Genomic DNA, 14,236 nt, shown 5'->3' on the forward strand with positions numbered 1-14,236 from the left:
GTCAGCCTCGGCCGTGCCGCAGCTTGAGCATGAGCGCGGAAATCTTCAGATCGCGTGCTTTGCGCTGCATGGTCAGCAAGTTCAGGGGTGCGGCGAACTTCTGTACGGTAAGGGATTTGACGGTGCTGAATTCACGGAGGCCGTCGGCGCCATGGATTCGTCCGAAGCCGGAGTCGCCGGTACCGCCGAACGGAAGGGCAGGGATTCCAGCGAATCCGAGAACCGAGTTGACAGTGACGACACCGCAGTCGAGTTTGTCTGCCGCACGGCGGCCCGCAGCTGTGTCCTTGGTGAACACCGACGCGCCGAGACCGTACGACGACGCGTTCGCACGCTCGATACCTTCGTCGAGGTCGCGGACCTTGTTCACCACCACAGTGGGTCCGAACGTTTCCTCGGTGATGGCGGTCGAGTTCTCCGGCACGTCCGTCAGGATGACCGGGTCGATGTACGGACCGTGCAGCGATTCCAGTCCACCCAGTACCGCGCGCCCGCCCTTGGCGAGGGCGTCCTCGATCTGCGACCGGACGATGTCGCTCTGCTTGCCGAGCGTCATCGGGCCATACGACGAGGTAGCCGCGCCACCGGGTTTCAGTGCTTTCACCGACGTCGTGAGTTTGTTCACGAAGGCGTCGTACACCGGTGCTGCGACGTAGATGCGTTCCACTCCCGCGCATGTCTGACCGGCGTTGCCCATGGCGCCGAACGTCGCGAACTCGACGGCCGCGTCGATATCCGCGTCGGCGCCGACGAGCATCGCATCCTTGCCTCCGCATTCTGCGACAAGTGGAGTCAGCGATGCCGCACACGTGGCCATGACTTTCTTCGCTGTCGCGGTCGATCCGGTGAATGCGATCTTGTCGACGCCCGCGGTGCACAGTGCCGTCCCGGTCGACCCGTCGCCGGTGACGGTCTGAAACACCGGATGCGCCGCGGCGAGCGAATTCCACTTCTCGGCAAGCCAGACTCCGACGCCCGGGGTGAGCTCACTCGGCTTGAACACCACGGTGTTTCCCGCCGCGAGCGAGTACGCGATGGACCCCATCGGTGTGTAGAGCGGGTAGTTCCACGGTCCGATCACGCCTACGACTCCGAAGGGCCGGTAGCCGACGAATGCCTGCTGGTTCGCGCTGATGAGGCCGGAGGACACCTTGCGCTGTTTGAGCACCTTCTCTGCATTACGGGCAGCCCAGTCGATATGTTCGACGCCCAACATGACCTCGAGCATCGCGTCCTCGGCCGGCTTGCCGCTCTCGGCGGCGATGACGTCGGCGAGGCTCTTGGCGTCCTTGGCTATGGCGCTCTTGAACTCGAGCAGCCACCGCTTGCGACCGGTGAAGCCTTGGATGTCCCACCATCTGGCTGCGGATCGGGCGCGTTCGACTGCCACGCGAACCTCGGTCTCGCCGTCGACGGGGTAGCTGGCGAGCACTGTGCCCGTTCGTGGATCGAGGCTGTCGAAGGTGCGGGCTTCTATCTCTACGACCTGGTCCGTCATGGGTGTGCATCCTCCGCAGGCTCGGTATTTCGATCAGTCCGATAGATCGCATCACATATATTTGATGTGATTTACTGTTGTGAAGCTCACACTATGCGTCGTGACCTGTCGATGACAACCCCTAGGGGCACCGACGGATCCCTCTACCGTCTGGAGCAACCATGAGTACGGACTTCACCCAGGAACAAGCGTCGTTCGCCAAAGCCGTCGCAGCATTCTGCGCGCGGGAGGCGGGGACCCGCGAACAGCGGGATGCCCTCACCGAACACGGCACGCATTCACACAACCAGGCCCTCTACGAGAAGATGGCCGAGCTGGGGTGGCTCGGAGCGACCATCCCCGAGGAGTTCGGCGGCGCCGATGGCAGCACGGTCGACATGTGCATTCTTCTCGAACAGGCAGCCAAGGGAATGGCTCCGATCGGCGGAATCGGACCCACGCTCATCACCGGAGCCGCGTACGGGAAGTTCGGAACACCCACGCAGAAAGAGGCAGTGCTCGGCGGAATCGTCGCAGGCAAGAGCTACTCGATCTCGATGTCCGAACCGGAGGCCGGTTCGGATGTCGGAAATCTGAGCTGCCGCGCCGAGAAGACAAGCGACGGGTGGCTGATCAACGGCCAGAAGACGTGGTGTTCCAACGCGCACTTCGCGGACCGGATCTTGTTGGTAGCCCGAACTGGCCGCGGTGAGGGCAAGCACGGGGGGATGACGATGTTCGATGTGCCCGCCGATGCGGACGGCCTCAGCATCGTCGGGATCGACACGATGGGCGGCAAGGAGGTCAACGACCTCTACTTCACCGACTGCGTACTGCCCGAGGATGCGGTTGTCGGAGTCGAAGGTCAAGGGTGGTCGCAGCTCATGACCGGGCTCAACATCGAGCGATTGATTCTGGCGGCGATGATGCTCGGGACCGCGCAGAGAGCATTCGACGACACTCTCCAGTTCATCACCCAACGTAAGCAGTTCGGTCGGCCCGTCGGAACATTTCAGGCCCTCAGACACCGGGTTGCGGACCTTGCCACCGAGATCGAATGCGGTCGATTGCTGGTCTATCACGTCGCCCGGCTCGTCGACGAGAACCCCGACAAGCTGTTCCCTCGGGAAGCGTCCATGGCGAAGCTGAAGCTCACCGAGACGGCCAAGAAGGTCGCGCTCGAGGGCATGCAGATGATGGGTGGGTACGGCTACGCCACCGAGTTCGACATGGAGAAGCACGTCCGAACCACGCTCGTCTCGTCGATCTACGGCGGTACCAACGAGATTCAGCGCGACATCATCGGCAAGACCTACGGGCTGTGACTGCACCGGAACTGGCGACGGAGGGTCCGGCGGTGAAAGGGCTGGTGGTGAAAGGGCTGAGGCGTCGACCGCAGTTGTCCGAGGACGTTGCCGCGCATATCCGCAGCCAGATCATGTCGGGGGTGCTACGGCCCGGCGTGTTCGTGCGGATCGACGACACGGCTGTGGAACTGGGGGTCAGTGCCACGCCGGTGCGGGAGGCGCTGGTGTCGCTGCGTGGGGAGGGTCTCGTCGAGCAGGTGCCCAATCGCGGCTACCGCGTCGGGGAGCTCGACCGTGACGATATCGAGGACATCTTCTGGCTGCAGGGCGCCATCGCGAGCAAGCTGGCCCGCCGAGCGGCACGAGTGATCACCGAGTCGCAGATCGAGGAGCTGACGGGTCTCAATGCTCGGCTTCGTGAGGCCGTTGTGCACGCAAATCCCGATGCAGTCGAGACGTGCGTGTTCGAATTCCATCGATTCGTCAACAGAGTCGCGGGCGGGCGAAAGCTGGCGTGGTTCCTCTACGGTGCGATTCGCTACACGCCGACCAAGCTGTACTCGGCGTCGGAGTCGTGGGGTCGAGACGCCGTCGCCGGTCACGACGCGTTGATCGACGCCTTCGCGCGCGGAGACGTCGATGCCGCCGGTGAGCTGATGGGTCGGCAGTTCGCGGACGGGGCGGAGCATTTGGTCGCCTACCGCGAGCGGGTGGGACTTCGGTCCTAGCGATTCACGGATCCTCGGGCCTCAGTGGCGCGGTCGAGTGCACCAGAGCGCGCAGTGCCGCACCACTAGGGCGACGCGTAGGGTGCGGCGGCCAGCAGCAGATCCGTGCACTGGGTGACAACCGCACCCTCGTCGAGATCGAGTTCGCCGCCGAGCCACGCCGTCAGTACCTGTGCGAAACCTCCTACGACGAAATGGGTTGTGAGAGCTTGCTGCCGGTTCGCGGAGGTGCCGTAGAACTGGTTGGCCTGGGCGGCAAGAAGGGCCGCGAACATCTTCGTCGACTCGGCTCGTTTCGCGGCCAGGACGTCGTTGCTCAACGTCGCCGAGAACAACACACGCCCGCGGCGTGGATCCTCGGCGACCGATCGAACGATGGCATGGACTGCGGCGTGGACGCGTTCGCGTTCGGTGTCGGCCGACGCGGAGACTGCGGCGAGGGCGGTCGTCGTGATGTCACCGATGACCCGGTCGTACACGGCTTCCATCAGCGCGTTCTTGTCGGCGAAGCTTTCGTAGAAATACCGCGAGGCGACTCCGGATCGGCGGCACACACCTCGCACAGTCAGCTCGGGTTCGGTCGTTCCCAACAGGTCGAGGCCCGCCTCGACGAGCATGCGACGCCGTTCGGCGACCCGGGCCGAGCCGTCGACTCCGCCGTAGGTCCGGGGTGATTCGGGCATGGACAACATCTTGACACCGTTCGTCGGACTCACCTAACGTCATCTGCACACGAACGTATGCAGATATCCGATCAGAAGGATTCGCCATGGCAGTCGACAACGAACTACTCCGGAAATCGATGACGGGTGTCGGTCTGCTCGCCGGTGGTGCCAACGTGATCATGCAGCTGGCGCATCCAGCGGTCGGGTACGGGGTGTACGAGAGCACGGTCGAGAGCGGCCAGATCAACCGGCATCCGGTGAAGAGAACTCGTACGACGTTGTCCTATCTGGCGGTAGCGGGGATGGGAGAGGACGACGTCAAAGCCGCATACCGCAAGGCAACAAATCGTTCGCACGCTTCGGTGAAGTCCACCTCCGACAGTCCGGTGAAGTACAACGCATTCGATCCGAACCTGCAGCTGTGGGTCGCGGCCTGTCTGTACAGAGGGTTCGAGGACGTCCACAACGCGTTGTACGGCAAACCGGATGCGGAATCTCTCGACGAGATGTATCAGCGATGCCACGTGTTGGGTTCGACGCTGCAGATGCCGCGCGACATGTGGCCGTCCGACCGCGTCACATTCGAAAAGTATTGGAACACAGCACTGAACGACGTGCACATAGACCCGACCATCCGAAAGTACCTCTACGGCATCGCGTCGGCGACGTTCGTCAAACCGAAAATCCTACATCCGTTCATCGGCCCGTTCATGCGCTTCGTGACCACGGGATTCCTGCCCGAGCGGTTCCGCGACGAGATGGAACTGCCGTGGGATCCGGTCAAGCAGAGGCGTTTCGATCGGCTGATGGGCAGCCTCGCAGTGGTGAACAGGTTCACGCCCCAGGTGATCCGGAACATGCCGTTCAACATTCTGCTGTGGGATGTCCGGACCAGGATCAAGCAGGGTCGTTCGCTTGTCTGATCAGTGGCACGGTTGAGTGCACTGGGGTGCACCTAACCGCGCCACTGGGCCGGAGGGCCTCACCGCACTGGGCCGGAGGGCCTCACCGCACTGGGCCGGAGGGCCTAACTGAGATGATGCGGCTGCGGGTGCTTCTTGTGGCCTTCGTCCGAACGAATCTCGTCCTGGTGTCCGCCCTTGTCGGCGACTGCCGAGGTGCCGGCCGGAACCAGTTGTATTACAACGGACTTCGACGTGGGGCAGTTGCTGTCCGTCGCGGTGGAATCGAGCGGCACCAGAGGATTGGTTTCCGGGTAGTACGCCGCAGCGCACCCGCGCGGGGTGTCGTACTCGACGATGCGGAAGTTCGAAGCACTCCGGTCGACATCGTCGTCATCCCACGTCGTCACCAGGTCCACGAAGTCGCCGTCACGGTAGCCCAGCGCTGCGATGTCCTCGCGATGGACGAAGACGACGCGTCGGCCGCCCTCGATGCCGCGATACCGGTCGCTCAGTCCGTAGATAGTCGTATTGAACTGATCGTGACTGCGGAGGGTCTGCAACAGCAGGTGCCCGTCGGGAACGTGCAGAACATCGATGGGCGAGGATGTGAATTCTGCTTTGCCCGACGGTGTCTCGAACGTCCGTGAGTCCCGCGGCGGGTGCGGAAGTATGAAGCCGCCGGGCCGCCGCACGTTGACCTCGTAACCCTCGCAACCGTTGACGACGCGGGCGATGTGGGTGCGAATGTTGCGGTAGTCCTCCCGCATGTTCTTCCAGTCGATCCCGTAGCGATCTCCCAGGGTCGCCTCGGCGATTCCCGTCAGAATCGCGATCTCCGAGCGCAGGTGCTCGCTCGCCGGTGTCAACGGCCCACGGGAAGAGTGCACCGAACATGTCGAGTCCTCCACCGAGATCCACTGTGGCCCCGACTTCTGCACGTCCTTCTCGGTGCGCCCCAGAGTCGGCAGAATCAACGCGGTATCTCCGGTGACCAGGTGTGATCGGTTGATCTTGGTGGAGATGTGGACGGTCATGCGCATCCCGCGCAGAGCTTCGAACGTCACTTCGGTGTCGGGCGTCGCCTGGGCGAAGTTGCCGCCGAGGCCGAGGAAGAAGTGTGCTTTGCCGTCGCGCATCGCTCGAATGGAATCGATGGTGTCGAGGCCGTGTTTGCGAGGCGGATCGAAGCCGAACTCGCTTTGGATGGCGTCGAGGAAGTGCTCCGGAACCCGCTCCCAGATTCCCATCGTGCGATCTCCCTGCACATTGGAGTGTCCACGAACTGGCAGCAGTCCGGCACCGCGCTTGCCGATGTTTCCCTGCGCGAGAGCGAGATTGGTGACTTCCTTGATGGTGGCGACGGCATTGCGGTGTTGCGTCAGGCCCATCGCCCAGCAGAACACGGTGGCCTTGGAGTCACGCAGCATCTGTGCGGCCTCGGTGATCTGTTCGACGGTCAAACCCGTTGCGTCGGTGACCACATCCCAGTCCACCGACGCGACATGCTCGCGCCATTCGTCGAATCCTGCGGTGTACGTCTCGACGAATTCGTGGTCGATGCAGTCCCACTCGAGCAGCAACGATCCGATGGCTTGGAAGAGCGCAAGATCGCCGTTGATCTTGATCGGCAGGTGGTAGTCAGACAGGTCGGTGCCGGGCCCTACCATGCCCCGTGCGGTCTGGGGGTTCTTGAAATTCAGTAGGCCCGCTTCCCGGAGCGGGTTGATCGAGATGATCTTCGCGCCGTTCTGCTTGGCCTTCTCCAGCGCGGAGAGCATCCTGGGATGGTTGGTACCGGGGTTCTGGCCGGCCAGGATGATGAGCTCGGCGTCGTACACGTCGTCGAGGGTGACGCTGGCCTTGCCGATGCCGATGGTCTCCTGCAGGGCGAACGACGTCGACTCGTGGCACATGTTGGAACAGTCGGGAAGGTTGTTGGTTCCGAACGCGCGGGCGAACAGCTGGTAGACGAACGCAGACTCGTTGGAGGCGCGTCCCGACGTGTAGAAGAGTGCCTCGTCGGGACTGTCGAGGGCATTCAACTCGTCGCCGATGAGGCGGAAGGCGTCATCCCATTCGATGGGTTCGTAGTGCGTCGCGCCGGGAAGTTTGACCATCGGGTGCGTGATGCGGCCCTGCTGACCGAGCCAGTGCTCGGTGCGGGCGTCGAGCTCGGCGATGCTGTGCCGCGCGAAGAATTCCGGAGTGGCACGCGTGGTCGTCGCCTCTTCGGCAACGGCCTTGGCGCCGTTCTCGCAGAACTCGGCGGCATGGCGGTGGCCGGGGTCGGGATCCGGCCACGCGCAGCTCATGCAATCGAAGCCCTCGGCCTGGTTGAGGTCGAGGAGCGTCTTCGCGGTGCGCACCGCACCCATGTGCCCGAGTGATCGCTTCATCGACACTGCGACGGCGACCGGTCCCGCCGCGTGAGTCTTCGGCTTCTCGATGTGCAGATCTGCCTCGTCGTAGTCGCTCACGCGGTGCCTCTCATTGTGGATGAGTTACTTGCCCAGAAGGCGAGAAACCAAGTCTACGTACGACTGCTTGGCCGAATCCTGGCCAGTGCCTTCGAGTTTTGCCCAGGCGTCGTACTTGGCGCGGTTCACCATGTCCAGCCTGCCTGGTCGCTTGCCGTCGACGTCGCCCTTCGAGCCCTGCTTGTACAACGAGTACAGGCTCAGCAGATCATCGTTGCTCGGCTTGGTCGTGAGGGTCTTGACGTCGACCTGGGCTTGCTGGAACGACTTGTCGAGATCGGACATCGTGTGAGCTCCTTGGCTATCGGAATGTGGTCGGTTCGATCATGGCATGTTCCGAGGCCCCGGAGACGAGCCTGACGCAGTGCGCAACGAATTTCTCGCGGGGCGTCGTGATGGAGCCGTCGAGGTAGCCGACGAACAGCGCCGTGAGCGCCCCGACCACGCCGACGGCAATCAGGTGTCTGTCATCGGGGTCGTCGGTGACCAACTGGGCTTGCACGAGCTCGACGAAGCTGGGAAGCAATGCTGCGCCGCTTCCGCCGATCGCCGACTCCGAGAACGGGGCGAGCAGTAGAACTCGTCCGACGCTCGGGTTGTCCAGAACCAGTTCGACGAACGCGCGGACGGGTGTCTCGACTCGGTCGCGCTGGTCCGAGGATTCGACGGCATCGACGATTGCTTGTCGGGCTTGCTCGCCGACGTGGGCGTACACCGCTCGTACGAATGCATCGCGATCGTCGAAGCTCTCGTAGAAGTAGCGCTCGGTGAGACCTGCCGAGCGGCAGACCCCGCGAACGCTGACGGCGGAACCATCGGGGGAGCCGAGCAACTCGATTCCTGCGGCCAAGAGCGACTCGTGGCGCTGGCGTCGGCGTTCGTCGATGTTCAACGGCTTCGCCTGAAGTATTGACTACGCATGTTGTCAGATCCTAGTCTGACAACATGCGTAGTCAATCGGGTGACGAGCGACCGGTTCCACTGGGACCGGATTCGCTGACATGGAAATACTTCGGTGATTGGCGTGGAATGCTGCAGGGCGTATGGGCGGGGTCCATGCAGAACATGCACCCTGGTCTCGGCGCAGGAGTCGAGCAGCACTCGATCTTCTTCGACGAACGGTGGCAACGTCTGTATCGCTCGCTCTATCCCATCGGGGGAGTGGTGTTCGACGGCGATCGCGCCGAAGCGACTGCGCTGCAGGTCCGCGGATATCACGAGAACATCAAAGGCGTCGACGCCAAGGGGCGCCGCTACCACGCGCTCGATCCCGACACCTTCTACTGGGCGCACGCGACGTTCTTCATGGGAACGATCCTCACGGCGGATCACTTCATGGGCGGAGTGAGCGAAGCACAGAAACGTCAGCTGTTCACCGAGCACATCCAGTGGTATCGGCTCTACGGCATGAGCATGAAACCGGTGCCGGAGACGTGGGAGGACTTCCAGCTGTACTGGAAACGCATGTGCAACGAGGTCCTCGAGGACAACAAGGCAACACGCGACGTGCTGGACCTGTCGAAAATCGGACCCCCGCCGTATGCAGCGTGGATTCCGAGCCGCGTGTGGTCGGTCCTGCGAGTGCCGATCACCCGCGGGTTCGTCTGGCTTACCGTCGGGTTGTACGACCAGCCGGTGCGAGACTTGCTGGGCTACGACTGGTCCGAGCGCGACGAGCGCGTCTTCGGTTGGGTGGGTAAGGCAGTGAACCTGTCGTTCGCGTTGGTTCCACGACGCTACCGTTTGCATCCGCGTGGACGGGCCGGCTGGGACCGTGCGAACGGCCGCGTGCTCGCCGACGCTGCGCTGCCGCAGACCCCAGCGCGAAATCTGCCGCCGATGGAAGCGCGCGACGATCCGAAGCACTACAGCCCCAAGGTGTAGTGATGTCACCCGATTCTGCAGCGCCACTGGAGGGCTAGCCCTCCCACCACGGGCGAAGCGGAACACTCGCCTCGCCCTTGGGGCCGAGCTTGACGCCCAGCACCTGGTGCAGCTGAACGACATTGCGCTCGAACCCGAGCCGAGATCCGGCCATGTACAAGCCCCAGACGCGTGCAGTGCCCTCGCCCGCCTCGGCTACGCAGGCGTCCCAGTTGTCGACGAGATTCTTGCACCAGGCTTTGAGAGTGAGTGCATAGTGCTCGCGCAGGTTCTCTTCATGGCGGACCTCGAGGCCGACGTCCTGCATCTCGGTGATGATGCGCCCGGAACCGGTCAGTTCACCGTCCGGGAAGACGTAACGGTCGATGAACGACCCAGCGCGTGCATGACTTCGATTGTCCGGCCTGGTGATGCTGTGGTTGAGTATTCGGCCGCCGACCCGAAGCTTGGACTTGATCGCGTCGAAGTACGACGGGTAATTGTGGACGCCGATGTGCTCGGTGAGCCCGATGGACGACACCGCGTCGAAGTTCGTTTCCGCGATGTCCCGGTAGTCGGAGAAGCGCACCTCGGCGAGATCGGACAGGCCTTCCTCGGCAATCGCCTTCTGCGCCCAGGCAGCCTGCTCCTTCGACAGGGTCGCGCCGATGGTCTTGACGCCCCGTCGCGCCGCGTAGCGGACCATTCCACCCCAGCCGCAGCCGATGTCGAGCAGTCGATCGCCTTCCTTCAATCCGAGCTTCTCGAACACGAGGCGATACTTGTTCTCCTGCGCCGCCTCCAGCGTGTCGTTCTCCGAGGTGTAGGCAGCGCAGGTGTACGTCATGGATGGCCCGAGTACGTACTCGTAGAACGTGTTGGACACGTCGTAGTGATGCGAGATCGAATCGGCGTCGCGAGTTTTCGAATGTCGGAGTCCCTCGGCTATCCGACGCCACCGCGGAACGACTTCCTGCGGGGGAGGGGCAATGGGACGCAACAGATCCCAGCCGAGTGACCGCGTGATCGACGCCAGCGTCAGGGCGCTCGGGCGTCGAAAATGCAGTTCGTCGCCCATGATCCGCAGCAGGTCGTACGGGTCGCCCGGATGGACGCCGACGGCGTCGAGGTCACCGGAGACGTACGCGCGCGCCATCCCGAGATCGCCGGGGGCGGTTGCCAGATACGTGGTTCCGCGTGGGCTCTTGAGGGTCAGGCCGATTTCGGCGTCCTCGGGTCCCGCCGCGCTTCCGTCGTAGGCGGTGAACCGCATCGGGATGTTGCCGTCGGAGAGCAACTCGAGGATCTCCGAGATGGTGAGCTTGTGAGTTCGGGTCTCGCGTGTAGTGGGTTCTTCGAACGTTGTCATTTTCTTTGCACCGCCTTCGAGTACATATCCAACAAACGTGAATCAGGGTCGTGACGCTTCTTCAGTTCGACGAACTTCTCGCCGCCGTACAGCGCGGCGAACTCCGACTCGGTGTAATACGCATCCGAGTAGAGCGACTTGTGCCCCTGGTAATCGGTCACCTTGTGCTCGATCGCCCGGTTGGCTGCACCTTCAGGGGCTCCTGGAACTATCGGAACCGAGGACCAGAACCCGATGTTGACGTAGGTCCTCTTCGGCTCGAGCGGATAGAGCGGCCAGGGGCGAGCCGCGTCGGCGCCGGACAGTGCCGGTTCCCGAAGACGCAACGGACACAACCACAGTGGTTCGATGGGTATTTCGTTCAGGAACCAACGCAGGAACGCGGCGGTGTTCTCGATGGGCACTTCGACGTCCTGTACGACGCGTTCCCGTGGCGGATTGCCCTTGCGCGCCTCGAGGCGATCGGCGATGTCGTACTTTCGGTCGAGCGCGATGAGCTTCCAGTAGAAACTGGAGCGACGGTATTTTTTCGGCCAGAACCGTCGGATTCTCGGATTCTGCGTGCCGAATGCGCGTGAGCACCAGAACCAGTCGGTGTCCCAGCGCCAGAGGTAGTCATGGATCGTCAGTCGGTCGGGTTCAGGTGTGGCGCCCCTGTGTTGGATCGAGCGATAGTAGATGTCCTGCCCCGAGTGGTAGTCGCTGACAGGCCCCGGTTCGGCCGTCTGAATGCCGAGGGTGAGATAGCTTTCGTCGGCCGAAAAGACGACTCCGTCGAGATACTGCACTTCGGTGCCGTCGTACGAACGGTCGCGCACGATCTCGTCCATGACGCGCTGCATCACGTCGAGATCGTCGAAGCGGACATGGCGCAGGGCGACGAACGGCAGGACGGACTCCAGCTGAATTTTCAGTCGAGTCGCGTATCCGAGAGTTCCGTACGAATTGGGGAAGCCCCAGAACAGGTCTGAATTTTCACCGTCGGGAGTCGCGGTGACAATCTCACCGCGGCCGGTGAGGATATCCATTTCCAACACCGACTCGTGCGGCAAACCGCTACGGAACGAGGTGCTCTCGATGCCGAGTCCGGTGACTGCCCCGCCGAGGGTGATCGTCTTGAGCTGTGGGACGACCAGCGGCGCCAAGCCGTACGGGAGAGTGGCCGCGACGAGGTCCTCATAGGTGCACATGCCGGCGACATCGGCGGTCTTGTTCTGCGGGTTGACCGAGATGACGCTCGTCAGGCCTGACACGTCCAAGCCGGGTGCGCTCGTCGCCGAGCGGGCTCGGAACAGGTTGGACGTCTTCTTCGCCAACCGAACGGTTGCGGTCGCGGGTATTGCCCGATAGCTGTCCAGCAGAAGTTCCACCCCTGCGCGGTGCGCGGCGAATCCGCTCTCGCGGGGTGCGGGCCTTCGTCTCGGGAGTGCTATCGCGTAAGCCACATGGAGACGCTATATCCACTGCTCGCGCGGGGCTACCGAGAATGGCACCTGGAGCATGAAACTTCATGGAAATGTTGTTGTTGATATGCGCAAATCGGTCAAATGCGTGGTGCATCCAACTTATTTTCGCAGCTGGGACAGTCCGCGGTGAAGCGCATCACACCCACGACGTCGTTCTTTCTCGATCGGTCACCCCGGAGTGCAGGATGGGAACCAGGTAACAACGATTCAAGGAGACGCACACGTGGCACAGGTAAGCGCGAGTAGTTCGATCACCATCGCTCAGGCGCCCGATCAGGTTCTGGCGGCACTCGCCGACTACGAGACCGTCCGTCCGCGGATTCTTCCCGAGCAGTACCTCGACTACACCGTCGTAGAAGGGGGACAGGGCAACGGCACTGTCGCTCAGTGGACGCTGCAGGCCACGTCGAAGCGGTCGCGCAACGTCAAGGCGACCGTCACCGTCGACGGATCGAGGATCGTCGAGCGCGACGCGAACTCCTCGATGGTCACGACCTGGACCGTCGCCCCGTCCGGAACCGGTAGCGAGGTGACGACCACCACCGAGTGGAAGGGTGCGGGCGGGATCGGCGGGTTCTTCGAGAAGACCTTCGCGCCGTTGGGATTGAAGAAGATCCAGGCGCAGACGCTGTCGAATCTGGAACGTGAAGTGCGTTAGTCGGTAAGGCTGGATGACCCACTAGTGTTGCTGTGGAGTACCCGAACCGAGAGGACACCACTGTGCAACCCGGTGAGCAGCCCGACATCGCGTCGATCATGCAGCAGGCCCAGCAGATGCAGCAGCAGCTGATGGCTGCGCAAGCCGAGATCGCCGAAGCCGAGGTGACCGGCCAGGCAGGCGGGGGCCTCGTCACGGCGACGGTCAAGGGGACGGGTGAGCTGGTTTCCCTGGTGATCGATCCGAAGGTCGTCGACCCCGAGGACGTCGAGACTCTTCAGGATCTGATCATCGGGGCCATCGCCGACGCCTCGAAGTCGGCGTCGGCTGTCGCCGCCGAGAAGCTCGGACCGCTGGCGGGTGGGCTCGGCGGCGGATCGCTCGGGCTCCCCGGCTTCTAGAGAGTTCGCGCGTGTACGAGGGTCCAGTCCAGGATCTGATCGACGAGCTCGGCAAGATGCCTGGGGTCGGCCCGAAGAGTGCTCAGCGCATCGCATTTCACCTGTTGGGCGTCGAACCGCCCGAGGTGGACCGGTTCATCAATGCGCTGCAGCGTGTCCGTGACGGGGTCCAGTTCTGCACCGTGTGCGGCACGGTCGCCGACAAGGAGTTGTGCCGAATCTGCGCCGATCCTCGGCGTGATCGCAGCATCATCTGCGTCGTCGAGGAACCGAAAGACGTTCAAGCCGTGGAGCGCACTCGAGAGTTCAAAGGCAGGTACCACGTCCTCGGTGGTGCGCTCGATCCATTGAACGGCGTCGGGCCTGATCAGTTGCGCATTCGCGAGTTGCTGGTGCGCATCGGGAACCAGGAGGACGGCGTCGATGTCGCCGAGGTCATCATCGCGACCGATCCGAACACCGAGGGCGAAGCGACCGCGACCTATCTCGTCCGGATGATGCGCGATTTTCCCGGCCTATCGATCACCCGGCTGGCCTCCGGCCTGCCGATGGGCGGGGATCTGGAGTTCGCGGACGAGCTCACGCTCGGCCGTGCGCTGACCGGACGGCGGGTTTTGTAGGGCTCGGATTTGGAGGGCGGCTTCGCCGCCAGTGGCACGGTTGAGTGTCCTGACGTGCACTCAACGGACTACCGACCGGCCGACGGCAAGCACCGGTCCACGTCGGCGGACGTCTTTCTCTACGAGGACGTCGAATACGGGCAGGGTGGGCTGATAGTCCGGCTGGACGGGCAGCAATTCCATTCGGCCAAGCAGATTCGCTTCCGAGATCGACGCAGAGACAATGCCGCCGAACTCGCCGGACGCGCCAGCCTGGCGTTCGGCTGGGACGATGTCGCTCACGATCCGTGCGGCGGGGCC

General features: G+C 63.1%; 15 protein-coding genes. 7 read left to right on the top strand and 8 right to left on the bottom strand.

Annotated features, from left to right (window positions below; all coding sequences use genetic code 11):
- Window position 1: 1 nt before the first annotated feature.
- Entirely contained in the window at window positions 2–1,498 is a 1,497-nt protein-coding gene (locus tag ACODSO_RS04310) for an aldehyde dehydrogenase family protein (protein ID WP_489035292.1), read from the bottom strand.
- A gap of 161 nt (window positions 1,499–1,659) precedes the next feature.
- Between ACODSO_RS04310 and ACODSO_RS04315 the strand changes: the two genes are divergently transcribed.
- Together ACODSO_RS04315 and ACODSO_RS04320 are read left to right on the top strand one after the other, a co-directional pair.
- Window positions 1,660–2,802: an acyl-CoA dehydrogenase family protein gene (locus ACODSO_RS04315; RefSeq protein ID WP_489035294.1), complete on the top strand. Its 1,143-nt coding sequence runs from the start codon at window positions 1,660–1,662 to the stop codon at window positions 2,800–2,802.
- Complete coding sequence (locus ACODSO_RS04320; protein WP_489035296.1) at window positions 2,799–3,512, top strand: GntR family transcriptional regulator; 714 nt, start codon at window positions 2,799–2,801, stop codon at window positions 3,510–3,512. Before ACODSO_RS04315 ends, ACODSO_RS04320 begins: the two co-directional genes overlap by 4 nt.
- 65 nt (window positions 3,513–3,577) lie before the next feature.
- Here ACODSO_RS04320 and ACODSO_RS04325 read toward each other — a convergent pair whose 3' ends face one another.
- Complete coding sequence (locus tag ACODSO_RS04325) at window positions 3,578–4,195, bottom strand: TetR/AcrR family transcriptional regulator (RefSeq protein ID WP_068379302.1); 618 nt, start codon at window positions 4,193–4,195, stop codon at window positions 3,578–3,580.
- 86 nt (window positions 4,196–4,281) lie between these two features.
- Between ACODSO_RS04325 and ACODSO_RS04330 the strand changes: the two genes are divergently transcribed.
- A complete protein-coding gene (locus ACODSO_RS04330) occupies window positions 4,282–5,100 on the top strand; it encodes an oxygenase MpaB family protein (RefSeq protein WP_489035298.1) in 819 nt (272 codons plus the stop codon).
- 104 nt (window positions 5,101–5,204) lie between these two features.
- Here the strand turns inward: ACODSO_RS04330 and ACODSO_RS04335 are convergent, their stop codons facing one another.
- From ACODSO_RS04335 to ACODSO_RS04345, 3 genes are read right to left on the bottom strand one after another with little or no spacing between them, the layout of a single operon-like run.
- Entirely contained in the window at window positions 5,205–7,559 is a 2,355-nt protein-coding gene (locus ACODSO_RS04335; RefSeq protein WP_489035300.1) for an FdhF/YdeP family oxidoreductase, read from the bottom strand.
- A 24-nt stretch (window positions 7,560–7,583) separates the two neighbouring features.
- Window positions 7,584–7,844, bottom strand: a complete 261-nt coding sequence (locus ACODSO_RS04340; protein WP_489035301.1) for an acyl-CoA-binding protein — start codon at window positions 7,842–7,844, stop codon at window positions 7,584–7,586.
- A gap of 16 nt (window positions 7,845–7,860) precedes the next feature.
- Complete coding sequence (locus tag ACODSO_RS04345; RefSeq protein ID WP_489035303.1) at window positions 7,861–8,451, bottom strand: TetR/AcrR family transcriptional regulator; 591 nt, start codon at window positions 8,449–8,451, stop codon at window positions 7,861–7,863.
- Window positions 8,452–8,504: 53 nt separating this feature from the next.
- Between ACODSO_RS04345 and ACODSO_RS04350 the strand changes: the two genes are divergently transcribed.
- Entirely contained in the window at window positions 8,505–9,443 is a 939-nt protein-coding gene (locus ACODSO_RS04350; protein WP_489035304.1) for an oxygenase MpaB family protein, read from the top strand.
- A 34-nt stretch (window positions 9,444–9,477) separates the two neighbouring features.
- Here the strand turns inward: ACODSO_RS04350 and ACODSO_RS04355 are convergent, their stop codons facing one another.
- A complete protein-coding gene (locus ACODSO_RS04355) occupies window positions 9,478–10,791 on the bottom strand; it encodes a class I SAM-dependent methyltransferase (protein ID WP_489035306.1) in 1,314 nt (437 codons plus the stop codon).
- Window positions 10,788–12,236 (bottom strand): FAD-binding oxidoreductase, encoded by a 1,449-nt coding sequence (locus ACODSO_RS04360; RefSeq protein ID WP_489035307.1) that lies wholly within the window; start codon window positions 12,234–12,236, stop codon window positions 10,788–10,790. Before ACODSO_RS04360 ends, ACODSO_RS04355 begins: the two co-directional genes overlap by 4 nt.
- 244 nt (window positions 12,237–12,480) lie before the next feature.
- Here ACODSO_RS04360 and ACODSO_RS04365 point away from each other — a divergent pair, with 244 nt between their 5' ends.
- The 3 genes from ACODSO_RS04365 (at window position 12,481) to recR (ending at window position 13,936) form a co-directional block, all read left to right on the top strand.
- The gene (locus tag ACODSO_RS04365) at window positions 12,481–12,915 is read left to right on the top strand and encodes an SRPBCC family protein (RefSeq protein WP_068379228.1); all 435 of its coding nucleotides are present in this window, start codon (window positions 12,481–12,483) and stop codon (window positions 12,913–12,915) included.
- Window positions 12,916–12,977: 62 nt separating this feature from the next.
- Window positions 12,978–13,316: a YbaB/EbfC family nucleoid-associated protein gene (locus ACODSO_RS04370; protein WP_489035445.1), complete on the top strand. Its 339-nt coding sequence runs from the start codon at window positions 12,978–12,980 to the stop codon at window positions 13,314–13,316.
- A gap of 11 nt (window positions 13,317–13,327) precedes the next feature.
- Window positions 13,328–13,936, top strand: coding sequence for a recombination mediator RecR (gene recR, locus ACODSO_RS04375; RefSeq protein ID WP_489035309.1), 609 nt, complete (start codon window positions 13,328–13,330; stop codon window positions 13,934–13,936).
- 60 nt (window positions 13,937–13,996) lie between these two features.
- Here recR and ACODSO_RS04380 read toward each other — a convergent pair whose 3' ends face one another.
- Window positions 13,997–14,218 carry a hypothetical protein gene (locus tag ACODSO_RS04380; RefSeq protein WP_489035310.1) on the bottom strand — a complete coding sequence of 74 codons (222 nt, stop codon included), beginning with the start codon at window positions 14,216–14,218 and terminating at the stop codon, window positions 13,997–13,999.
- Between the last annotated feature and the right edge of the window lie 18 nt (window positions 14,219–14,236).

It is taken from the genome of Rhodococcus sp. FG69, from assembly GCF_057808915.1.